Source organism: Brachybacterium sp. 107 (assembly GCF_052379725.1).
GTDB lineage: Bacteria > Actinomycetota > Actinomycetes > Actinomycetales > Dermabacteraceae > Brachybacterium.
In genome coordinates this window covers 55101-78235 of sequence record NZ_JBQSYW010000009.1, presented here as the reverse complement: position 1 = coordinate 78235, position 23135 = coordinate 55101, and the positions used below count along the sequence as shown (strand labels likewise).

18 protein-coding genes are annotated in these 23135 nt (G+C 68.2%); 13 read left to right on the top strand and 5 right to left on the bottom strand.

Features of this window, described 5'->3' with window-relative positions; translation table 11 throughout:
• Positions 1 to 197 precede the first annotated feature (197 nt).
• The 11 genes from ACT3UL_RS11545 to ACT3UL_RS11495 all read left to right on the top strand — a co-directional run bounded on the left by ACT3UL_RS11545 (position 198) and on the right by ACT3UL_RS11495 (position 15661).
• A complete protein-coding gene (locus ACT3UL_RS11545; protein ID WP_444578343.1) occupies positions 198 to 1532 on the top strand; it encodes an ABC transporter substrate-binding protein in 1335 nt (444 codons plus the stop codon).
• Entirely contained in the window at positions 1529 to 2413 is an 885-nt protein-coding gene (locus tag ACT3UL_RS11540; RefSeq protein ID WP_444578342.1) for a carbohydrate ABC transporter permease, read from the top strand. Before ACT3UL_RS11545 ends, ACT3UL_RS11540 begins: the two co-directional genes overlap by 4 nt.
• Positions 2410 to 3375, top strand: a complete 966-nt coding sequence (locus tag ACT3UL_RS11535) for a carbohydrate ABC transporter permease (RefSeq protein ID WP_444578341.1) — start codon at positions 2410 to 2412, stop codon at positions 3373 to 3375. Before ACT3UL_RS11540 ends, ACT3UL_RS11535 begins: the two co-directional genes overlap by 4 nt.
• 331 nt (positions 3376 to 3706) lie before the next feature.
• The gene (locus ACT3UL_RS11530; protein ID WP_444578340.1) at positions 3707 to 5065 is read left to right on the top strand and encodes a serpin family protein; all 1359 of its coding nucleotides are present in this window, start codon (positions 3707 to 3709) and stop codon (positions 5063 to 5065) included.
• 388 nt (positions 5066 to 5453) lie between these two features.
• Positions 5454 to 7184: an ABC transporter ATP-binding protein gene (locus ACT3UL_RS11525; RefSeq protein WP_444578339.1), complete on the top strand. Its 1731-nt coding sequence runs from the start codon at positions 5454 to 5456 to the stop codon at positions 7182 to 7184.
• Positions 7185 to 7264: 80 nt separating this feature from the next.
• The gene (locus tag ACT3UL_RS11520) at positions 7265 to 9190 is read left to right on the top strand and encodes a glycoside hydrolase family 35 protein (RefSeq protein WP_444578338.1); all 1926 of its coding nucleotides are present in this window, start codon (positions 7265 to 7267) and stop codon (positions 9188 to 9190) included.
• A gap of 303 nt (positions 9191 to 9493) precedes the next feature.
• A complete protein-coding gene (locus ACT3UL_RS11515; protein WP_443353625.1) occupies positions 9494 to 10606 on the top strand; it encodes an ABC transporter permease in 1113 nt (370 codons plus the stop codon).
• A gap of 9 nt (positions 10607 to 10615) precedes the next feature.
• Positions 10616 to 11569: an ABC transporter permease gene (locus ACT3UL_RS11510; RefSeq protein ID WP_193116613.1), complete on the top strand. Its 954-nt coding sequence runs from the start codon at positions 10616 to 10618 to the stop codon at positions 11567 to 11569.
• Positions 11570 to 11628: 59 nt separating this feature from the next.
• The gene (locus ACT3UL_RS11505; RefSeq protein ID WP_193116614.1) at positions 11629 to 13299 is read left to right on the top strand and encodes an ABC transporter substrate-binding protein; all 1671 of its coding nucleotides are present in this window, start codon (positions 11629 to 11631) and stop codon (positions 13297 to 13299) included.
• Between the two features lie 113 nt (positions 13300 to 13412).
• Positions 13413 to 14468 (top strand): ABC transporter ATP-binding protein, encoded by a 1056-nt coding sequence (locus tag ACT3UL_RS11500; RefSeq protein WP_193116615.1) that lies wholly within the window; start codon positions 13413 to 13415, stop codon positions 14466 to 14468.
• Positions 14465 to 15661: an ABC transporter ATP-binding protein gene (locus ACT3UL_RS11495; RefSeq protein ID WP_444578337.1), complete on the top strand. Its 1197-nt coding sequence runs from the start codon at positions 14465 to 14467 to the stop codon at positions 15659 to 15661. Before ACT3UL_RS11500 ends, ACT3UL_RS11495 begins: the two co-directional genes overlap by 4 nt.
• Positions 15662 to 15685: 24 nt before the next feature.
• On the opposite strand, the gene ACT3UL_RS11490 is transcribed toward ACT3UL_RS11495, so the two are convergent.
• From ACT3UL_RS11490 to ACT3UL_RS11480, 3 genes are read right to left on the bottom strand one after another with little or no spacing between them, the layout of a single operon-like run.
• Positions 15686 to 17320 carry a sugar ABC transporter substrate-binding protein gene (locus ACT3UL_RS11490; RefSeq protein WP_443353624.1) on the bottom strand — a complete coding sequence of 545 codons (1635 nt, stop codon included), beginning with the start codon at positions 17318 to 17320 and terminating at the stop codon, positions 15686 to 15688.
• A 26-nt stretch (positions 17321 to 17346) separates the two neighbouring features.
• The gene (locus ACT3UL_RS11485) at positions 17347 to 18327 is read right to left on the bottom strand and encodes a carbohydrate ABC transporter permease (protein WP_319021516.1); all 981 of its coding nucleotides are present in this window, start codon (positions 18325 to 18327) and stop codon (positions 17347 to 17349) included.
• The gene (locus ACT3UL_RS11480; protein ID WP_226849757.1) at positions 18324 to 19202 is read right to left on the bottom strand and encodes an ABC transporter permease; all 879 of its coding nucleotides are present in this window, start codon (positions 19200 to 19202) and stop codon (positions 18324 to 18326) included. Before ACT3UL_RS11480 ends, ACT3UL_RS11485 begins: the two co-directional genes overlap by 4 nt.
• 332 nt (positions 19203 to 19534) lie before the next feature.
• Between ACT3UL_RS11480 and ACT3UL_RS11475 the strand changes: the two genes are divergently transcribed.
• A complete protein-coding gene (locus ACT3UL_RS11475) occupies positions 19535 to 20737 on the top strand; it encodes a Gfo/Idh/MocA family protein (RefSeq protein WP_444578336.1) in 1203 nt (400 codons plus the stop codon).
• 49 nt (positions 20738 to 20786) lie between these two features.
• On the top strand, positions 20787 to 22205 hold the full coding sequence (locus tag ACT3UL_RS11470) for a phosphoglucomutase/phosphomannomutase family protein (RefSeq protein ID WP_193116618.1): 1419 nt from the start codon (positions 20787 to 20789) through the stop codon (positions 22203 to 22205).
• A 50-nt stretch (positions 22206 to 22255) separates the two neighbouring features.
• Here the strand turns inward: ACT3UL_RS11470 and ACT3UL_RS11465 are convergent, their stop codons facing one another.
• Together ACT3UL_RS11465 and ACT3UL_RS11460 are read right to left on the bottom strand one after the other, a co-directional pair.
• A complete protein-coding gene (locus ACT3UL_RS11465) occupies positions 22256 to 22636 on the bottom strand; it encodes an NUDIX domain-containing protein (protein ID WP_193116619.1) in 381 nt (126 codons plus the stop codon).
• A complete protein-coding gene (locus ACT3UL_RS11460) occupies positions 22633 to 23079 on the bottom strand; it encodes a MazG nucleotide pyrophosphohydrolase domain-containing protein (RefSeq protein ID WP_193116620.1) in 447 nt (148 codons plus the stop codon). The genes ACT3UL_RS11465 and ACT3UL_RS11460 overlap by 4 nt, the downstream gene beginning before the upstream one ends.
• Between the last annotated feature and the right edge of the window lie 56 nt (positions 23080 to 23135).

The following is a 23135-nucleotide window of genomic DNA, read 5'->3' as shown; positions in this document are numbered from 1 at the left end:
AGGAATGTCCCACGGAGCCGGACGATGCGCATATCACAATGTAGGGTTCTACGAGGTTCGTTCACGAAGTTGCCAAAGATCGCGTTTGTGATGTGACGCACCCGCAGGTCACGGTCCGAACCGGGTGGTCGCAATCACTCCGGACCCGGCTATCGTGAACGTTCACCCCTCGACGAGGAGGAAAGGAGACCACCCTCATGAAGAGCTACACACGGCGCGCGGCACTCGCCGCCTCCGGTGCCGCCGGCATGGGCGCCGCCTTGGCCGCATGCGCCCCGCCGAACCCCGGCAACGTCAACGCCGAGGCGACCATCCCCCCATCCGACGGCCCCGTCACCATCAGCTACTGGGCCTGGCTGAAGGACCTGCAGAAGGTCGCCGACGTCTACAACGCCAGCCAGGACCGGATCAAGGTCGAGACGACATGGATCCCAGGCGGCAATTCCGGCGGCTACGCCAAGATCCTGTCGGCGGTCGCCGCGGGCGGCGGTCCCGACATCGCCCAGGTCGAGCTGCGGCAGGTCCCGGAGTTCGCTCTCGCCGGCGCCCTGGTCGACCTCACCCGCTACGGCTTCGCCGAGCAGGCATCTGCCTTCGACCCCGGCGCGATCGCCCAGGTCAAGGTCGGCGACTCCTACTGGGCCGTTCCGCAGGACACCGGCCCCGTGGCCACCTTCTACAACCGTGAGGTCCTCGAGGACGAGCTCGGACTGCAGGTCCCGGCCACCTGGGACGCGTTCCGCGAGACCGCGGCCGCCGTCTCCGAGGCCGGCAAGCAGTTCATCAGCCTGGATCCCTCCGACGGCTCCCACCCGATCGCCTGGGCCATGCAGTCCGGCGCGGTCTGGTTCCGCCCCGAGGGGGACGGCTGGATCGTCGACATGCTCGGTGAGGACTCGATGCGAGTCGCCGACTTCTGGGACGAGATCCTCGCCTCGAAGACCATCGGCACCGGCTACGGCTCCTACTCCACGCCCTGGATGGCGGCTGCCGGCGACGGCAAGGTGCTCGCCTCCATCAGCGGCTCCTGGTCCGACGCCCTGACCGAGTCCGTCCCCGGCGGCTCCGGCAAGTGGGCCGTGGCGCCCATGCCGCGCTGGAAGGACGGCTACGCCTCCGGCGGCCACGGCGGCTCGTCGGCCGCGGTGCTGTCCACCAGCAAGCATCCCGTCGAGGCGCTGGAGTTCCTCACCTGGATGTGCACCGACCCTGAGGGCATCGACGCCATGATCGAGTTCTCCGGCATCGGCTGGTCGCCCGCCAAGGACTACATCGGCAAGATCCGTCAGCAGCCCTCCGAGTTCTTCTCCGGACAGAACTACAACGAGGAGGTCATCGTCCCGATGGCGGAGGGGCAGAACCTCGACTGGACCTGGGCGCCGATGATGCAGCGGGCTCAGGCCATCATCGGTGACGGCTTCACGCAGGCCGTCGCCGGCGAGCAGACGCTCGTGGACATGCTCGAGAACTCGCAGAAGGAGATCATCAAGATCATGCGGGACATGGGACTGGATGCGGAGGAGGCACGATGAGAAGCAGAACCGCACCCTGGGTGCTGCTCGCACCCTTCCTGATCGTCTTCATCGGCACGATGATCGTGCCGATCTTCATGGCCATCGGGTACAGCTTCACCACCGTCACCCGCTCCGGCCTGCTCGGCGAGGGTGGCCTGACGAACAGCTTCGCGTGGTTCGACAACTACGTCGCCGCCCTGACGAACGCGAACTTCGTGGCCTCCATCGGCCGCATGATCCTGTTCGGCATCGTGCAGGTGACGGTCATGATCATCGCCGCCACCGTGCTCGCGCTGCTGCTCGAGAGCGCCTCGGCGAAGTGGCCCGGATTCTTCCGCGCCACCTACTTCCTGCCCTACGGCATCCCCGGCGTCATCGCCACGATCCTGTGGTCGTTCCTCTACATCCCGGGCCTGTCCCCGATCGTGGACGTCCTCGGTGCCGTGGGCATCAACATCGACTTCCTCGGCCCGAACATGGTGCTGTGGTCCATCGCGAACATCGTGACCTGGACCTACACGGGCTACAACATGCTCATCATCATCGCGCAGCTGAAGTCGATCCCCGGTGAGCTCTACGAGGCCGCGAAGCTCGACGGCGCCAGCTCGCTGCGTGTCGCGACCTCGATCCAGCTCCCGCTGATCCGCCCGGCCCTGATGCTCACGGTGATCTTCTCGATCATCGGCACCCTGCAGCTGTTCGCCGAGCCGCGGCTGCTGCAGACCATGAGCGCGGGCATCACCTCGGAGTACACCCCGAACATGTCCGCCTATGCGTTCGCGTTCCAGTACAACGACATCGGCATGGCCGCGGCGCAGTCCGTGATCATCGCGGTCGCCGCCTTCCTGCTCTCGGCCATCGCGCTGGGGGTCTCGAACTGGATGGAGAAGCGCGGATGAACACCACCGACAACACCCCCGCGGGCAGCACCGCCACCGCCACCCGGGGAAGCAAGCCCCTGGGCAATGCCGCCAAGGCCGCCCGGGGCGACGACGGCCGCGCCGGGAACCGGGACGCCGGTCGCAAGCCGACCACCACGATCCTTCTCACCGCGATCCTCGCGATCGTCGCGCTGTACTTCCTGGTGCCGGTGTACTGGGTGGTCATCAACGCCACCAAGTCCACCGAGGACCTCTTCGGCACCAGCGGCTTCTGGTTCGGCGAGAACTTCCAGCTGTGGGAGAACGTCAAGGCCGTGTTCGCGGCCAACGGCGGGATCTTCCCCCGCTGGGGGCTGAACTCGCTGCTGTACTCCGGGGTCGGCTCCGTGCTGGCCACCTACTTCTCGGTCGCCGCCGGGTACGCCCTGGCCAAGTACCGCTTCCGGGGTCGGAAGCTCGTGTACGGACTGGTCCTGGGCGGCGTGCTGGTCCCCGGCACCGCCGTGGCCCTGCCGCTGTTCTTCGTGTTCTCCTCGATCGGGATCACGAACACCTACTGGGCAGTGCTGATCCCGTCGCTGGTGAGCCCGTTCGGTCTGTTCCTGGCCTCGATCTACGCGGGCGCCGCGGTGCCCGACGAGCTGCTCGAGGCAGGTCGCATCGACGGCGTCGGCGAGCTGGGGCTGTTCCACCGCCTCGCGCTTCCGCAGCTCACCCCGGCGATCGTGACCATCCTGCTGTTCCAGTTCGTCGCGATCTGGAACAACTACATGCTCCCGCTGGTCATGCTGGCCGACGAGAAGCTGTACCCGATCACCCTGGGCCTGGACAACTGGCGGGCCCAGACGGATCGTCTGCCGGAGTTCTACCAGCTCACCACCGGCGGCGCCCTGCTGTCGGTGATCCCGCTGGCGATCCTCATCCTGGTGCTGCAGCGATTCTGGCGCGGCGGCCTCACCGAGGGCTCTGTCAAGGGCTGACACCCCGCCCGTCGGCTCGGCCGCTGCGTCATCGCGCCGGCCGGGACCCGGCGTCATCGCGACGGCCCAGCGTCGCCGCGCAGGCCCGACGCCTGCGTCGTCGCGACGCGATTGTGCGCTGTGCTTCCGAGTGTGGAAGCACAGCGCACATTGTCGTTCGGGAGGGGATCGGGCGAGAGTCGGCAAGGATCGGAGGGTCGAGGTGGGCGCGGGCCGGGAGGGGATAGGTCAGGGCGGGGTGCTGATCGACGGTCCCTGATCGGGGCGGACGGGACTCTTCCGCACCTCGAGGCGCTTGCATCCGCGGCGTCGGCCCTCTTCGATAGGACCCATGACGTCACCAACCTCCCGTTCCGTGCCGCGTCCCGGCCCTCCTCGCCGTGCCGTGCTCGCTGTCGGGGCGGCGCTCCCGCTGGCCTCCGTCGGCCTCGCCGCCTGCAGCGACGAGACCGGCACGGGCGAGATCGCGGAGCCGGACCTCGCCGCTGACCTGCCGCGCGCGGATCCCGGCCCGGCCGATGGGGCCGGTGCCCTGGCGATCCCCTTCACCGCGCGTCTGCTCGGGGCCGTGGACAGGGCCGAGGTGAACACCGTCTGCTCACCGCTGTCGGCGCAGATCGCCCTGACCATGGCCGGCCTCGGCGCGGCGGGGGATACCCGTGCCCAGATGGAGGAGGTGCTCGGCGGCAGCATCGACGAGCTCGCGGCCACCGCGAACACCCTCTCGAGCGTGCTCGCCGCCGTCGGCGACGAGGAGCGGGAGGAAGCCGACGAGGCCGACGAGGACGCGCCCGAGCCGGCAGTCGCCGCGCTCGTCAACGGCACCTGGCTGCAGGAGGATTTCGCCGTCGACGAGGATTTCCTGGCCAGCCTCGCGACCCACTTCGGCAGCGGCATCTACGAGGTCGACTTCACCGACGGGCGGACACGGGAGAAGGGTCGCGAACGCATCAACGACTGGGTCGCCGACGCCACGGACGACCTCATCGAGGACCTCATCCCCGAGGGGGCGCTCGAGGACTCGACACGCCTGGTGCTGGTCAACGCCCTGCACCTCAAGGCTGCCTGGCCGCAGCCCCTGACCCCGGAGGGAGGCACCTTCGCCACCGGCGCGGGCGAGGAGATGAGCGCGGAGATGCTCCGCGGCACCACCTCCTCCTGGTACGAGGACGACCTGTGCCGCGCCACCGCCCTGGACACCGCCGCTGGCGACCTCGCGCTCGCCCTGGTCCAGCCGGTCGCGGACCTCGCGAGCGTGCTGGACGCCTGGGCCGACGCCGCGGACGATTCCCGCGCCGGGCTGGGCGCCCTGCTCGACGGACTCGTGGAAGGAGGGGCGACCACCGAGCTGACCTTCCCCGGCTTCGACATCGACTGGGACGCGTCCTTGCAGGAGACCCTCCGGGAGCTCGGCATGACCGACGCCTTCACGGGCGCGGCCGACTTCTCCGGCATCACGACCCAGGAGGAACTGGCCATCTCCGCGGTCCTGCAGAAAGCTGTGATCACGGTCGACGAGCACGGTATGGAGGCTGCCGCCGCGACCGCAGTGGGCGTCGGGGCCGTGTCGGCACTGGCGGACGTGCACGAGCTGGTCCTGGATTCGCCGTTCCTGTTCGTCGTCTACGAGAGGACCACGCGGGCGCCGCTGGTGCTCGGCTGGATCGGGGACCCGACGCAGACGCGGTGACGAGCTGACGGGGCGACGCGCTGACGGGCTGACGCGATGACGGGCTGACGGGCTGACGCGATGACGTGATGACGGGCTGTCGGGGCGACGCGCGGACGGGCGCGCAGGCGGGCGTGTGGAGCCCGTCGGCCCGCTCCTCCCTCGGGTCGTCGAATGCATCGAAATGGCTCACCGGTGGGACGTTTCCGTGGACTCGGCGGCCCGAGGCCCGACGTGTCGCACCCGCGGCCCGCGGCCCGGCGTGTCGCCCCCGCGGCCCAAGGCCGGCGTGTCGCATCCGTGGCCCGCGGTGCGGCGCTCGGACGCGAGGGGGCGGGAGGGCGGATGCCGGGGCTCGGATCCGCGGAAATCGCGTGCGGTTGTCCCACCCGCGTGAAAGGTTTGTCCGATGGGCATCTTCGCGGTGGGGGCATGGAGCATCCGGCAGGCGTGGCGGGCGGCCCCGCGCATGGTTCTGGCCGCCGTGGTCCTGGGTCTGCTCGTCGCGGCCGTCCCGTCGCTCCAGGTGATCCTCATGGCGGACTTCGTCGGCTCCCTCACCGGCGCGGACAGCTTCGACGATGTCTCCCGACCTTTCGCGGGCCTCGTGCTGCTCATCGCCTTCACCGGGCCGGTCGAGGCGATCGCCGGCACCATGCAATGGCGGGTCGTGGACCTCATCGGCCTCCACTCCAAGCGCGAGGTCGCCGACACCCTCTCGACCCTCCCGCCCACCGTGCTGGCGGACCCGGGAGCCGCCGCCGACATCGAGGCGGGGAACAAGGCCGCCGAGGAGGAGCTGGCCTTCCTCTACCCCTTCGTGCTCAGCCTGCTGCGCGACATCCTGTCGGTGGTGGGAGTGTTCCTCACCCTGGCCACGATGAGCCCGCTCGCGGCGGTGTTCGTGCTGGTCTCCCTGCTCCCGATGCTGATCGCCTCGCAGCGGATCACGCGCATCAGCTCGCGGATGTGGGACGACATCGGCAAGCTCTACTGGCGTTCGCGCTATCTCCACCAGCACCTGGTCACCACGGCACCCTCGATCGAGCTGACCTCGCTCGGCGCCACCGGGCAGATCTCCTCGAAGGTCTCCTCGACGATCGGCGAGATCACCGACCGCAAGGCGCAGACCTACCTGCCGATGCTCTCCTGGCGCCTGCTAGCAGGAGTGGCGACCTCGCTGCTGCTGGCCGGGGCGCTCGCCGCGCTGGTGGTCGGCGTGCAGTACGGCCCGGCTGCGGCCGGCGGCGTCTACGGGGTGATGGCGGCGATGGGCGCCGTCGGCTCCCTCGGCTCGAACCTCGGGCAGATCGTCGAGGGCGGGGCTCCCTTCGAGCGGTACCAGAAGCTGCTGGCCATGCGGCGCGAGGGACGGGACCCCTCGCTCGCCCGCGATGCGCTCTCCCTCGTGGTCCGGGGCGTCTCCCACACCTATGAGGGCAAGGACGAACCGTCGCTGGTGAACCTCGATCTCCGGATCGACAAGGGCAGCATCGTGGCCCTGGTCGGAGTGAACGGCGCCGGCAAGACCACCTCGGTCAACTCGATCGTGGGCACCCTGGACCCGCAGCACGGCGAGATCAGCATCGACGGACGCACCCGCGCGGACATGCCCTTCCAGGACTGGGTAGGGCACTTCGGCACCCTCACCCAGGAGTTCGGGCGCTACGAGCTCACGGTGCGCGAATCGCTCCAGCTGGGCACCCCGCGCACCGATGTGCGCGACGAGGAGATGTGGGCGGCGCTCGAAGCGGCGAACGCCGCCGGCATGGTGCGTGGCTTCGACATGGGCCTGGACCAGCAGCTGGGGTCTCAGTGGGATGGGGGAGTGGGGCTCTCGGGAGGGCAGTGGCAGCGGATCTCCCTGGCCCGTATCCACCTGCGCGCGGCTCCGATCTGGATCCTCGACGAGCCGACCAGCGCGATCGACGCCGAAGCGGAGCAGGACATCTTCCGCGAGCTGCAGCGCTCGCGGGCCGACAGGATCACGATCGTCGTCTCGCACCGGGCCTGGACCCTGCGCGGCATGGACGAGATCCTCGTGGTCGACGAGGGCCGCGTGGTCGAGCGCGGGCGCTACGACGAGCTGCTCGTCCGTGGTGGGCGCTTCACGGAGATCTTCGCCGAGCAGGCCGGCTGAGAGGGCGCGGACGGCGCGCGCCGCCCTCGGAATTCCTGAGACACTGGGCGTAAGACGTTTCACCGAGAGGACGACCACCGATGACCGCCCTGCTGCAGCCCACGCCCGACGGATTCCTCCGCGCCGGCGACCCCCACCTCGTGATCTCCGGGGCTATCCACTACTTCCGGGTCCACCCCGACCAGTGGCGCGATCGCCTGCGTCGCCTGGTCGCGATGGGCTGCAACACGGTGGAGACCTATGTGGCCTGGAACGTCCATCAGCCGGCTCCGGACGTCGTCGACTTCCACGGCATCGCGGACCTCGGCCGCTTCCTCGACATCGCCGGCGAGGAGGGCCTGGACGCGATCGTCCGCCCCGGTCCCTACATCTGCGCCGAGTGGGAGAACGGCGGGTTCCCCGGCTGGATCCTCGCCGACCGCAACCTGCGCCTGCGCAACCGCAATGCTCCCTATCTCGCGCTCGTCGATGCCTGGTTCGACCAGCTCATCCCCGTGATCGCGCAGCGTCAGGCCAGCCGCGGCGGCAACGTCGTGATGGTCCAGGTGGAGAACGAGTACGGCAGCTTCGGCGATGACAAGACCTACCTCGCTCACCTGCGCGACGGTCTGCTCGCCCGCGGGATCGACGAGCTGCTGGTGACCTCCGACGGGCCGGCCCGCATGTGGCTGACCGGCGGGACCGTCGAGGGCGCGCTGGGCACCGTGAACTTCGGCTCGCGCGCGCTCGAGGTGCTCACGATGGCGCAGGAGGAGCTGCCTGCGCAGCCTCAGATGTGCATGGAGTTCTGGAACGGCTGGTTCGACCACTGGGGCGAGGAGCATCACGAGCGCACCGGGGGCGATGCCGCCGGCGAGCTCGCCGACATGCTCGACAACGGCATGAGCGTCAACTTCTACATGGCCCTCGGCGGCACCAACTTCGGCCTGCGCGCCGGCGCCAACCACGACGAGGCGCTCCAGCCCACCACCACGAGCTACGACTACGACGCCCCGATCGCGGAGAACGGCGAGCTCACCGAGAAGTTCCGCGCGTTCCGTGAGGTCATCGCCCGCCACGTCGAGCTGCCGCCGCTCGAGGAGCACCTGGCCCTCCTGGGCCTCGACGCTGTCCCTGCCCGCCTCCCCGCGGCCGAGGTCGCGATCGAGAAGGTCGTCGCCCTGCGCTCCACCGAGCGCTTCACGCGCTCCGCGGAGGTGCATCCCACGCCGCCGGCCTTCGAGGATCTCGGGCTCGAGCGCGGCCTGCTGCGGCTTTCCCGCGACATCGAGATCGCCGCCTCCGTGCGCGAGGGGCGCACCGAGATCTCCCCGCTGAAGCTCTACGACCTGCACGATCGCGCGTGGGTCTACGTCGACGGGATCTACGTCGGCGCCACCGGCGTGGTGGGCAACGAGGTGCGGGACATCGACCCCGCCACGGTCGAGCTGAGCCCCTTCGCCGACCGACTCCTGCCCGACGGCGGCCGTCGTACCGTGCGCGTCGAGATCCTGGTCGAGAACCTCGGCCGCGTGAACTTCGGTCCGCGGCTGGGGGAGCGCAAGGGCATCCTCGGCGGCGTGTGGCAGACCATCCGCTTCCTCAACGACTGGGAGGCCGACGCCTGGCCGCTCGAGGACATGGGTGCCGAGCTCGCGCAGCTGGCAGTCGGAGCCGAGTCGGTCGGCGCGGAGGGGGCCGACGGGGCTCGAGGGGCCGTCGGTGTGGCGGAGTCCGGCACGTCGACGGTGCTCGACGACGCCCTGCCCGTGCTGGTCAGCGCCTCCTTCGAGGCCGACGGCGCAGCGGACACCTTCCTCGACGTCTCTGCGGCCGGGCACGGTGTCGCCTACGTCAACGGCTTCTGCGTGGGTCGCTACTGGAACATCGGCCCGCAGCAGACCCTCTACGTGCCCGCTCCGCTCGTGCGCGAGGGGACCAACGAGGTGCTGCTGCTCGACCTCGAGAAGCGGCCGACGCGCCTCGCCCTCGCTGAGGAGCATGTCTTCGGCCGCACCGGCGGCTGAGGCAGCAGGACCCGATCCCCGGCCCGTGCCGATCCCTGGACCGGCACGGCCTCGGCGGCCACCTGCTGCGATGGTGCAGGTCAGGTCACGAAGTGGTGACGGATTCTCCGGTCGCTGATCCGCAGTTGACGTTTTCGGGGATCGCCGCTTACGCTTCGTAAATCCTTTTGCGAACGTGACTGTCCGCACATCGCGACATGGTCGTCGCCGGGGTGGGGCACCGTTCTGATGCTCTCCGCGAAGACCGCCCGCGTACCGTCCCCGAGAAGCCGGAGAACCGACGATGACCCGTGAGGCTCAGCGATGACGCAGCCCACCGCGACCGGTCGACGTGAGGTCGCCCTGGAAGAACCGCTCCGCCCGGAGTCCGCTCTCCCCGGCGTGACCGGTGCGAAGCGCCGTCGCGGAGCAGGTGGCCGCGGGGCGTACTTCCTGCGCCGCCTGGGGAGCTATCTCGTGGTGATCTGGGCTGCGGTCACCTTGAACTTCTTCATCCCGCGCTTCATGCCCGGCGACCCGGCCGAGGCGATCCTGCGCAAGATCCGACAGACCACGGGCGAGCCGCCGTCGGATTCCCAGGTCGCCTCCGTGCGCCGCATGTACGGCAACCCCACCGAGAACATCGTCCACCAGTACTTCGACTACTGGGTGGGCGTGGCGAAGTTCGACTTCGGTGTCTCGACCGCGCACTACCCCACCCCGGTCTCCGAGATCGTGCTGCAGGCGCTGCCGTGGACCCTGTTCCTGATCGGGGTGAGCACGATCGTCGCCTGGATCATCGGCACGATCCTCGGCGCGGTCATGGGGTGGAAGCCCGGCAACCGCTTCGACTCCTGGTTCGCTCCGCTGTCCACGTTCTTCCACGCCTTCCCGGGTTTCTGGATCGCGCTGGTGCTGCTGTGGATCTTCTCGATCACGCTGGAATGGTTCCCGGTCTCAGGCGGATACGACACGTCGGTCCCGATGTCCCTGAACAACTTCTACTTCCTCCTCAGCGTCGTGTACTACGGCGCCCTGCCGATGTTCGCCCTGATCTTCATCGGCTTCAACGGCTGGCTGTTCTCGATGCGCAACGTCATGGTCGCCACCGTCACCGAGGACTACGTGCTGATGGCCCGCGCGAAGGGCCTGCCGGAGAAGAAGGTGCTGTTCAGCTATGCGGCGCGGAACGCGCTCCTGCCCAACGTCACCGGTCTGGCGATGGCGATCGGCGGCGTGATCGGCGGCGCGGTGCTCATCGAGGCCGTGTTCACCTATCCCGGCATGGGGTACCTGCTGCAGACCTCCATCACCGGGCACGACTTCCCGGTCATGCAGACGGTCCTGCTCCTGCTGACCTTCACCGCGATCGTCGCGAACTTCATCGCCGACTCGATCTACGTGCTCCTCGATCCGCGCGCGGCCGACACGAACTGAGGCACTCCCATGTTCACCGGATTCCTCCACAACCGCCGCGTGCAGATCGGCCTGGCCGCCTTCGGCCTCTGCGCCGGGATCGCGATCTTCGGCGACCTGATCCTGAAGGTGTACGGCTTCGGCCCCCTGGACGTGGACTACGACTACGTCGCCAGCGCGCCGCTGCGGGGCGGGCACCTCCTGGGCACCACGATCTCGGGCCAGGACGTGCTGTCCCAGCTCATCGCCGGTGCCCGCGGCTCACTCGCCGTCGGGACTCTCTCCGCACTGCTGGCCTGCACGATCGGTGCCCTCCTGGGCGTCTCGGCCGGCTTCATCGGCGGGGCGTACGACACCGTCGTCAATGCGATCACGAATGTCTTCATGACCATGCCGTCCTTCGCCCTGACCCTGATCGCGGCCGGGTACATCTCCGCCGCGGGCGGGCCCGGATCGGCCGGGATGGGCTGGGTGATGATGGCCTTCCTCATCGGCATCTTCGAGTGGCCCGGCATGGCCCGGTACATGCGCGCCCAGACCCTCACCCTGCGCGGCCGCGACTTCTCGATGGCCACCAAGCTGCTGGGCGAGAAGACCTGGCGCCTGGTCCTGTTCGAGATCATGCCGCATCTGCTGGGCATCATCTCCGCGCGCTTCCTGGCCGCGATCATGGCCGGCATCCTCGCCGAGGCCGGGCTGAACTTCCTGGGCGTCTCCACCGGCGGCGTCATCTCCTGGGGAACGATGATCACCAATGCCCAGAACCAGGGCGCGCTCACCCTGGGCTTCTGGTGGTGGTTCCTGCCCCCCGGCCTCGCGATCGCCGTGATCGGCACCGCGACGGCGATGGTGAACTTCGGCCTGGACGAGGTCACCAACCCGAAGCTGCGGACAGGCAACGAGAAGGTCGTCCGCGCCTTCCTCAGACGTCAGCGGGCCGAGGCACGCGCAGAGCAGCGCACCGCCGTCACGGCATCGAACTGACTGTTCCACCCCCTGCAGTTCTCCCTGATGTTCCTTCCGCACGAATCAGAGGTACAGACATGACCACGAGCTCCACGCGACGCACCTTCCTCGCCGGCTCAGCTGCGGCGGCCGCCGTCGGCGCGGCCGCCGGATGCAGCTTCGACAAGACTGCCGGTGACGGGGGCGGCGACGGGGCCAAGGCCTCCATAAACGTCAACTCCTTCGGTCCACGTCCCACGTTCATCGAGAACTTCAACCCGTTCTCCCCGACCGACGGCGTGATCGGCTCGAACTACCTCTACGACACGCTCGGATACGCCGACGTGAACAACAAGTACGAGATCGTCCCGTGGCTCGCCGAGAGCATCGACTTCGATCCGGAGGCCCGGAAGGCCACCGTGACCCTGCGCGATGACGCGACGTGGTCGGACGGCGAGAAGATCACCACCGCGGACCTGGTCTACACGGTGATGGAGCTGCCGAAGCAGGCTGAGAAGCAGAAGGCCACCGTCACCAGCTACGACTTCGAGGTCACCGCGGTCGACGACCTCGTCGCAGAGGTCACCTGGAGCGAGGAGAACGCCGACATCAGCGGCGATCGCAAACTCGCGGAGGTGCCGCTGTACCCCGAGCACGTCTTCTCCGCCGAGGACCTCGCATCGTTCACCAACGCCGATCCCGTGACCTCCTCTCCACTGGTGGTGAAGGAGTTCACCCCGCAGCGGGTCTCCTTCGCCGTCCGCGACGACCACTTCATGGGCGCCTGGGATCACATCGGCACCGTGAACTGGACGCCGTACGGCAGCGCCGAGATCGGCAAGTCGATGATCCTGCAGGGCACGATGGATGTGGCGACCCTCTCGCTGCAGAACGCCGAGGACACGATCGTGGCCAAGGGCAACCACTACTGGACCGTGGAGCTGGTGGGCACGGAGAGCCTCATCTTCAACACGGCCAAGGCGCCGTTCGACGACAAGAACGTGCGCCGGGCCGTCTACGCCGCACTGGACACCGACCAGATCCATTCGCTGTTCGACATCGGTCTCTCCTCGACCAGCCCCACCACGATGGACGAGAAGATCTTCGGCGAGGCCGTGGCCTCGGAGTACCGGGTCCAGCATGCTGCGGACCACGAGGCCGCCAAGAAGTTCCTGGCCGACGGCGGCTGGAGCGTCGAGGGCGGCAAGCTGGTCAAGGATGGCGAGTCCTACCCGGTCTCCTTCAAGACGGTCGCCGACTACGTCAACTGGTCCACCTGGTCCGATGGCGTGAAGGCGCAGCTCAAGGACGTGCTGGGCCTCGATGTGGCGGTGCTGAAGATCCCGGACGCACAGATCTGGGATCAGTTCGGCACCGGCGAGTTCGAGATCGGCATGAGCTGGGTGGGCGGCGGCCCGCATCTCTCCGCGGTCTACGCCGACTTCCACTCCAAGGATGCCCTCCCGATCGGGGAGTCGAGCGATGGGAACTACGGCCGCATCCAGAATCCCGAGCTCGATGAGCTGCTGGACGCCTCCCGCGTCGAGTACGACGAGACCAAGCTCGTCGAGCTCAGCCAGCAGATGCAGAAGATCGTGGTGGAGGAGGGTTACTGCGCGCCGTTCAACGCCTCGGCCTCCTTCCTCGAGGCCAGCGGCAAGAACTTCGAGGGCTTCCCGCAGAGCCCGCTCGGTGAGGGAGACATCGTTCCGCGTCCGTACGGCCCGGAGGGCTGGCAGACCATGGCCAAGCTCAAGCCGATCGCCTGATGTCGTCGGGCGGGTGGTGCAGACGCCCATCCGCCCGACGGATCGGCCGTCCCGGGGCCGCCGGCCCGCTGAACCCCTGAATCCGCAGTCATCCAGTTCTCAAGGAGCCCACCGTGACCCGTCGCGATGTCGGAGATGTCCTGCTCGAGGTGCAGGACCTCAGCGTCGACTACCTGACCCTCAACGGCGCCGTCAGCGCCGTCTCCCATGCGTCCTTCACCCTGCGCCGGGGAGAGATCCTGGGCCTGGCCGGGGAGTCCGGCTCCGGGAAGTCGACGCTCACCACTGCGCTGCTGCGCCTCCAGCGCTCGCCGGCGGTCACCGTCGGCGGGAAGGTGCTCTACCACGGGGACGACGGGACCGTCACGGATCTCGTGCCCCGTACCGACAAGGAGCTGCTGCACCTGCGGTGGAACAAGCTCGCCATCGTCATGCAGAGTGCGATGGACGCCCTGAACCCGGTCAAGCGGCTCGGCGCCCAGTTCGTCGACGTGCTGCGCCAGCACGATCCGCGGATGAGCGAGAAGGCGGCGCTCGAGCGGGCCGGCGACCTCCTGGCCCTCTCCGGCATCCCTCGTGACCGGGTGGACTCCTTCCCGCATGAGATGTCCGGCGGCATGCGCCAGCGCTCCCTGATCTCCCTCGCTCTGGCCTGCGACCCCGATCTGGTGGTGATGGACGAGCCCACGACCGCGGTCGACGTCGTCATGCAGCGGACCATCATGAGTCAGGTGCTGCGGCTGCAGCGCGAGCTGGGATTCGCGATCGTGTTCGTCACCCACGACCTCTCCCTGCTGCTGGAGCTCTCGGACCGCCTGGCCATCATGTACGCCGGGAAGGTCGTCGAGATCGGACCGTCGACCGAGCTCTACCACCACCCCAAGCACCCGTACACGAAGGCGCTGCGGGACTCGTTCCCGCCGCTGTACGCACCGCTGGTCGAGATGCGCGGGATCCCCGGCACGGCGCCGGACCTCATGAACCTCCCCGACGGCTGCGCCTTCGCACCGCGCTGCGCCCGGGCGATGGACCTCTGTCTCACGAAGCGACCCGAGCTGGTGCAGGTGAGCGAGAAGGTCGACGCGGCCTGTCATCTCAACGACCCCCAGAAGGAGCCCGTGGGCGCCGGTCCCTCCGACGCCCGCTCCGAGAACGGACACGCAGCATGACCACGACATCCACCCGCACCGAGCAGCCCCGACAGGACGCCGAGCGTGAGGTCGTCCTCGAGGCCCGTGACGTCACCAAGCACTTCACCGTGCGTGGCAAGAAGGGCAGCGCTGTCGTGCGCGCCGTCGAAGGCATCGACCTCGAGCTGCACCGCGGCGAGATCGTCGCCATGGTGGGGGAGTCGGGGTCCGGGAAGACCACCGTTGCCCGTCTGCTGAGCCTGTACTACCCGACCACCGGCGGGGAGATCCTGCTCGAGGGGAAGCCCGTCAGCCACGTCACGGGGCGCAAGGCGCTGACGTACTACGGCCAGGTGCAGCTGCTGTTCCAGGACCCCTTCGCCTCCTTGAACGCGCTGAAGCCGATCCGCCACATCTTGGGCAGGGCGCTGAAGATCCACGGCAAGGCCCGTGGGGCGAAGCAGGTCGAGCAGCGGATCCATGAGCTGCTGACGCGCGTGAACCTCACCCCGCCCGAGCAGTACATCGACAAGTACCCCCATGAGCTCTCCGGAGGGCAGCGTCAGCGGATCGTGATCGCCCGTGCGCTCGCCGTCGAACCGCGGGTGATGCTCGGCGACGAGCCGATCTCGATGCTCGACGTCTCCATCCGCCTGGATGTGCTGAACCTGCTCAAGAAGCTGCGCGACGAGGAGGGCCTGGCCCTGCTCTACATCACGCACGACATCGCGTCGGCCCGGTACATCGCCGACCGCATCAACGTCATGTACGCCGGGCAGATGGTCGAGGGCGGCAGCTCCGAAGAGGTCATCCACGACTCGCAGCATCCGTACACGCGCCTGCTGCTGGACTCCTCCCCGGACCCCGGCCGTGGCCTGGAGGGTGATCAGCAGTCCCTCTTCGACGAGGTGGGGGATCTCGGCGAGCCGCCCAGCCTGATCACCCCGCCGAAGGGATGCCGTTTCAACCCTCGCTGCCCCTTCGCGATGGACATCTGCAACGAGAAGGAGCCGGAGAAGGTCGAGGTCTCACCCGGTCACTGGGCGAAGTGCTGGCTGCATCAGGAGGGCAGGGCGGATCTGCTGAAGCAGCGGAACATCCAGTTCGGGGTCCCGATCGAGACCGCCGCAGCGGAGGCCGGGATCGATACGGTCAACGCCGAGGACATCCTGGACCGGACCGTCGCCCTAGAGGGCGAGACCACCGCCGACCTGGGACCGTTCCAGCCCTGACCCGGGTGCCGGACGCCGGGCGCCTCAAACCCGGTTCGAGGGGGTGACCGGGACGTCGTCCGGCAGCAGCTCTGAGAACTCCTCGAGGATCTGCTTGCCGCCCTTCTCCTCCCAGTCCCGGAGAGCGGCCTTGAAGTCGTCGATCGTGCCGCGGCCCTGGATCGCCTCGTCGCGCGCCTCGTCCAGGCGGGTCTTGATCTTGGTGCCGAGACGCGAGTTGGTCGGCGAGTACAGGCCCTTGATCGGGCTCTTCTGCGCCAGGGGCAGCAGCTCCTGCTCGCACTCGTAGATGTAGCGGGTGTCCTCGGGGATCGGGTTGTAGATGACGCCTTCGCCCGCAGCCATGATCTGCAGGGCGCTCTGCAGGCCGGGCACGTTCTGGGCCCCCGCCTCCGTGAACACGTAGTTGCCGTCCTCGACCGTGTACTCCTTGCCCTCGGTGCCCCAGTTGACCTGCATGTACTCGGTGGTCCCGAAGGGAGCAGACAGATAATCGACCACGCTCAGCAACTCGCGGATGCGGGCCTCGTCAGCAGTCTTGCGGAACGGGGTGAAACCGACAGTGCCGTACCCCATGTCATAGGTGGGGATGCGCCCGTCGACGGCAGGGAACGGGATCAGGATGTCGCCCAGGAGATCGGGATTGTTCAGGCGAGTCTCCGCCGCACCGCGCGGCCCCACCGAGACCATCGCGGCAAGGGTGCCGTTGGCCAGCAGCTGGGGTGCTTCCGCGAGGTTCAGGTCGGGATAGAACGCCCCTGCGGCGAACAGCTCACGAGCGAACTCGAGAGTTTCGAGGTACTCGTCGGTCTGCTGCGCGGCGGTGAGGCTGCGGTCCTCCTCGACCCTATATCCGTTGGGCACACCGAACCATTCGCCGATCATATGGAACGCATTGGGCAGGAAGGGCTCGAGCGCCCAGCGCTTGCCCGGGATCGACAGCTCCTGGCATTTCTCCAGGAACTGGGCTGCGCTCTCGGCGGTGAATCCGTCCACCTCCTGCCAGACCTCCGGATTGCCGACGTAGACCTGGCCGAAGGGTGTCGACGGGATGGGAGCTCCCCAGATCCTCCCGTTGACCACCGCGGTGCGCCAGGAGTCCTGCCGGAGAGCGGCGAGGTTCGGGTACTCGAGCACTGCGTCGCCGGCCAGGTAGTCGGTGAGATCGGTGAAGGCCGCATCGAGCATCGGCCCGATGTTGGGTATGCCCTGGTTCGGCGGCACCCACATGAGATCCGGCAGATTGCCCGAGGCCAGGGTGGTGGCGAACTTCGAGGGATAGTCGTCCACCACCACGTCGAGATCGAGCACGCCACCCATCGCCGAGTTCAGGCGCTTCCAATAGGGGTTGCGGTCCATCGGCGGAGGAGGGGTCTGGAAGGTCTGGGTCAGGCCGGAGATCGTGCCCGAGGTGATGGGTCTGCCTGAGGTGGTCGAGATCAGCTGCTCGGGGACCGTCAGGTACGCGTCATGGAGACCATCGGCATTGCCGACCAGATCCGGGGCGAGTCCTTCCAACGGCTGATAGGTCGGCAGGGTGATGTCCGGGACGTCGGGAAGCTCCGGCTCGGGCCGGGGGCCGCACGAGGCGGCGCCGGCTCCGAGCGTGAGTGCTCCGGCGGCGGCGAGGACGTGGCGACGTCGGGGTTCGGGGCTCATGGGTGCCTTTCTCGAGGGCAGTTCGTTCAGCCCTTGACGGCGCCGGTGATGACGCCCTTGGAGAAGTACTTCTGGAGGAAGGGGTAGACCAGCAGGATCGGGACCAGCGCCACGACGACGACGGCCATCTTGATCGACTGCGGGGCGGCGGTCTGCTGGACGCCGAGCTGGTCCGCAGTCATCGATGTGCCCTGGATGACGTAGCTGCGCAGGATGAGCTGGATCGGCCAGAGCTCCTGGTCGTTGATGTAGAGCATCGCGTTGAAGAAGGCGTTCCAGTACGCCACCGCGTAGAACAGCCCGATCACGGCGATCACCGCTTTCGACAGCGGGATGACGATCTGCCAGAGGATCCGGAAGTCGCTGGCCCCGTCGATGCGGGCGGCTTCGAGCAGCTCCTGGGGCAGCGCCATGAAGAACGAGCGCATCACGATGAAGTTGAAGGCGGCGAATGCCGTCGGCAGGATCAGGGACCACAGGCTGTCCAGCATGTGCAGTTCTTTGATCATGAGGTACAGCGGGATCAGCCCGGGGGAGAAGAACATCGTCAGCACGATCGCCAACAGCATCGGCTTGCCGAACAGGACCGGGCGGCTGAGGGCGTAGGCCATCGTGATCGTCACGAACAGCGCGATGAGCGTTCCAGCCACCGTCACCAGCACGCTCACACCCAGCGAGCGGAAGATGAGCGGGCTGGCGAAGATGGTGCGGTATGCCTCGAGCGTCGGCTCGGTCGGGAAGAGCACGTAGCCGCCGGCCTCGCGGATCTCTGCGTCCGAGGCGAGCGAGGTGGAGACCACGACGAGCATCGGCACCAGGATCGAGATCGAGATCGCGAGGATCACGAGGGTCTTGAGGAGGGTCAGCGAGGGGGAGGGCCTCTCCATCCATGCGGGCCGTTCCGAGCGTCCGCCGATCAGGTCCCAGAGCCGTCGGTGGAATCCCCGTTCGTCCGGCAGCGCGGAGCGTGTCGAGTTCTCGAGGGGGTGCGTGGTCGATGTGCTCACTTGCTGCTCCCGCGGTAGATGCCGTCCTCACCGAGCAGGTGGGCGATCTTGTTGGAGGCGAGGATGAGGACCGTGCCCACGACTCCCTTGGCCAGGCCGGCGGCCGCGCCCATCGACCAGCTGCCGTCGATCACGCCCGCGTAGTAGCTGTACGTGTCGAGCACTTCGGCGGCATCGGGGCCGACGGCGTCTCGCTGGAGGATGAACTGCTCGAAGCCGACGGTGAGGATCGACCCGAGCTGCAGGATCAGCAGCAGCACGATCACCGGGCGCATGCCGGGAAGCGTGATATGCCAGATGCGATGGAGGCGTCCTGCGCCGTCCGTCGCGGCGGATTCGTACAACGAGGCCGGGATGGAAGCGAGCGCCGCGAGGAAGATGATCATTCCCCATCCGGCGTCCTTCCAGACCACCTGCAGGGTCACCAGCAGGGGGAAAGTGCTCGGGTTGGTCATGAAGGGGATCGTGTCCATGCCATGGGAGGCCAGGAACTGGTTGATGAACCCAGCGCCGCCCAGCATCTGCTGGAACAGGGCGATGACCAGCACCCATGACAGGAAGTGCGGCAGGTAGACGATCGACTGGAAGGCCTTGCGGAAGCGCGGCGTCATCACCGAGTCGACGATCAGCGCGAGCACGATCGGGACCGGGAAGAACAGCACCAGCTGGACGACCGCCAGCACGAGCGTGTTGCGCAGAGCGATCAGGAACTGCTCGTCGTTGAACAGGTCGATGAAGTTCCACAGCCCTACCCACTCGGCCTCGGGGATCGTGATGAAGGGGTAGTAGTCCTGGAAGGCGATGACATTGCCGAGGATGGGGACGTAGAAGAACAGCAGCAGGCACAGGGCCCCAGGGATCATCAGGACGAGCATCTGCCAGTCCTTCCGCACCCGGTTGCGGAAGGTGCCCCGTGGTCTCCGGGGCGCGGACGATGTGCTCCGAGCGGCCCTCACCACCTGCGGGGGCGGTGCGGGGGATTGCGCTGTCGAGGTGGTCAAGAGATCGGTCCTCTCGGTCGGCGCCCCGGGGAGGCGGCACTCACCCGTCGGCATCGGCACCTTGACAGGGTGAGATCGAGAGTAAATGCTTTCACCTACTTTGTAAATCGGTTCAAACTCGTGGAGCGTTCGCCTCCCGCGCCGACCCTGCTCGGGGGAGGATGGGACGAAGCGCGTCATGCACCTCATCGAAAGTGGTTCCCTTCATGTCTGACCTCAAGATCGGAGTCGTCGGCTTCGGCGCCCGAGGCGGCCTCGCCCGCCACGCCCACCAGCCGGGGGAGGGATCCCGCGTCACGGTCGTGGCCGACCCGACGCCTCGCAGCAAGGACTCGGCCCGCGAGCTGTTCGGGGACGACGTCGCGACCGTCGACGACGTCGACCAGCTGCTCGCGGAGCACGAGGTCGACGCGGTCATGATCCTGACCCCCGACTTCGCCCACGCCGAGGTCGCGCTGAAGACGCTCGCCGCCGGCATCCCCACCTTCTCGGAGAAGCCCATGGCGATCCGGGTCGAGGACACCGACGCGATGCTCGCCCTCGCGATGGAGAAGCGCACGCGCCTGTTCGTCGGCCACAACATGCGCCACATGCCGGTGATCCGGCAGATGAAGGCCATCGTCGACTCTGGGCGCATCGGCCGGGTGCGGGCGATCTGGTGCCGCCACTTCGTGGGCACGGGCGGCGACTTCTACTTCAAGGACTGGCACGCGGACCGCTCCAAGGCGACCTCTCTGCTGCTGCAGAAGGGCGCCCACGACATCGACGTGATCCACTGGCTGGCCGGCGGCTACACGCGCCGCGTCTCCGGCATCGGCGACCTCGCCGTCTACGGAGACGTCACCGATCGCCGCGACAACTCCGACCGTCGCATGTGGGACTGGTACGACGAGGACAACTGGCCGCCCACGGAGCAGAAGGAGCTCAACCCCGTCGTGGACGTCGAGGACATCTCGATGCTGAACATGACGCTCGACAACGGGGTGCTCGCCTCCTACGAGCAGTGCCACTTCACCCCCGACTACTGGCGCAACTACACCGTCATCGGCGACGCCGGACGGATCGAGAACATGGGAGACGGCAGCGGCGACCAGATCCACATCTGGGAGTCCCGCCGCTCCGGGCCCGGCCGCCCCGACGCGGTCGAGGTCATCGCGCGGGCCGACGGCGGCCACGGTGGCGCCGACCCGAGCCTGGTCGCAGAGTTCCTGCGCTTCGCCCGCGAGGGCGGGATCACCGACGTCTCCGTCATCGCGGCCCGGGAGGCCGTGGCGACCGGCGTCTACGGGGCCGAGTCGATCCGGAACGGCGGCGTCCCCTACGACATCCCGCCCGTCCTCGCCGACGTCGTCGAGTACTTCGACGGCGGCCAGCAGGCTCCCCAGAACACCCGGACAGTCGCGGTCTGAGCGCATCGCGACGACCCCGGAGAACACCGCTACCCCAGGAGGATTTCCCATGATCGAGTTCGGCACCGGCGGCTGGCGCGCCATCATCGGCGACGAGTTCACCCGGGAGAACGTCCGCCTGCTCGCGCAGGGGCTCGCCGACAGGATGCATGACGAGGGAGTGGTCGAGCGCGGAGTCGTGCTCAGCTACGACCGTCGCTTCCTCTCCGATGTCGCCGCCTGGTGGGCGATCGAGGTGCTCGCCGGCAATGACGTGCCGGTCACCGTGATCACCCGCCCGGTCCCCACCCCGATGTGCATGTGGACCGTGAAGCAGAAGGGCAGCGCCTACGGGATCACGGTCACGGCCTCCCACAACCCCGCTCTGTACAACGGCATCAAGGTGTTCACCGAGGGTGGTCGCGATGCCGAGCTCGAGGTCACCGACGAGATCACCGCGCACGTCAGGACCCTGGACCCTGCTGCGGTGCGCTCCCTGGCCCCGCACGAGGTGGCGGACAGCCCGCTGGTCACCCAGCAGAGCTCGATCAACTGGTATCTCGACGCGATCATCGAGCAGCTGGATCTGGACGCCATCCGCCACGCCCACCTCTCGGTGGTGCTGGACCCCATGTTCGGCGTGGCCCAGACCAGCCTGCAGACGATCCTCGTCAGCGCCCGCTGCGAGGTCTCCGTCATCAACGCCCGCCACGATCCGCTGTTCGGCGGCCGCATGCCGTCCCCCGCGGAGGGCTCGCTCTCGCCGCTGCGCCAGGCGGTCCTGGATCAGGGTGCAGACCTCGGCATCGCCACCGACGGCGACGCGGACCGGCTCGGCATCATCGACGACCTCGGGAACTACCTCAGCCCCAACCAGGTGCTCGTGCTGCTGTACGAGTACCTGCTCACCGGCAAGGGGTGGAGCGGGCCCGTGGTCCGCAACCTCTCGACCACGCACCTGCTGGATCGGGTCGCCGCCGCTCATGGCGAGGTCTGCCACGAGGTCCCCGTGGGCTTCAAATGGATCAGCTCGAAGATGGCGGAGACGGACGCCGTCATCGGCGGCGAGTCCTCCGGCGGGCTCACCGTGCGCGGCCACATCCCCGGGAAGGACGGCATCTACGCCGGCAGCCTGCTGGTGGAGATGGTGGCCCGTTCCGGGAAGACGCTCTCGGCGATCTATGCGGACCTCGTGGCGCGCTACGGCGAGCTGGTGATGGAGGAGTCCTCCTACGGCTACACGCCCGCGCGCCGCGACGAGCTGCAGCGACGGATCTTCGAGGAGCACGATCTGCCCGGCTTCGAGCGGGAGATCGACCGGACCTCCTGGGAGGACGGCTGCAAGGTGTACTTCGCCGACGACTCCTGGCTGACCATCCGCTTCTCCGGCACCGAGCCGGTCATCCGGGTGTTCGCCGAGGCGCCGACCGCCGAGGAGGCCAAGGATCTGTCCCGGACGGTCGCCGACCACTACGGGCTGAAGGCCTGACGCCGGCCCGTCAGTGCGCCCGCCGTCCCGTCAGGGAGCCCGCCGTCCCGTCAACGCGCCCTGCGTACGGAGTCCTTGTAGCCCTGCGGCATCGGGGCGGTGAGCACCTCGTCGGCCGTGAACCAGCGCAGATCGGAGTGCTCCTCGCTGACCTGCAGCGACGAGCTGTCGGGGAGGGTCGCGCGGTAGGTGACGATGCAGACCCGTCCCAGCTCGCCGAGGTCGTAGATCCACGAGTCCAGGATCGGGCCGACGTCGACCGCGAGGCCGGCCTCCTCGAGGAGCTCGCGCCGCAGCGTGTCCTGGGGCGAGGCGTCCTCGGGGTCGGGCCGGCCGCCCAGCAGCTCCCATTCCTGACGCGGGTTCCGTCCCAGCAGCACGCGGCCGTCGGCGTCCAGCAGGACGGCTTTGATCGAGACCGCGAGGCTCATGATCCGGCGCCCGTGGTCGCGGCCGGTCCGACGCCGGTGGCCGCGGCCGGTCCGGCACCCGTGGTCGCGGCTGATCCGACGCCTGTGGCCGCGGCCGTCCCCGTCGGCCCCGTGCCCGCCGAATCCCGCGCCGGCACCGCGCGCTCGTACTGGAACCATTTCTCGGTGACTGCCTCGACCGGGTCGATGCCCATCTGCTGCGCATAGACCAGGCACATGCCGAGCACGTCGCCCACCTCGTCGGCCAGCACCTTCCGCTGAGCATCGGCCGCCAGCCCGCGGTCGCGGCTCTGCCCGGTCGCGGTCAGGTGCGCCTGCGCGAGCTCCCCGACCTCCTCGGTGAGCTTGAGCAGCGCCCATTCGCCGGAGCGCTCGATGCCGTAGACCTCCGCGTACTGGGTGGAGAGCTTCTCGATCCGGGCGGCGATGTCGTGGAGGTCCATCCCGGCACCCTATGTGTGGGGTCGTGCGCTCTCGTCCCGGCGCACCGAGGTCGAGC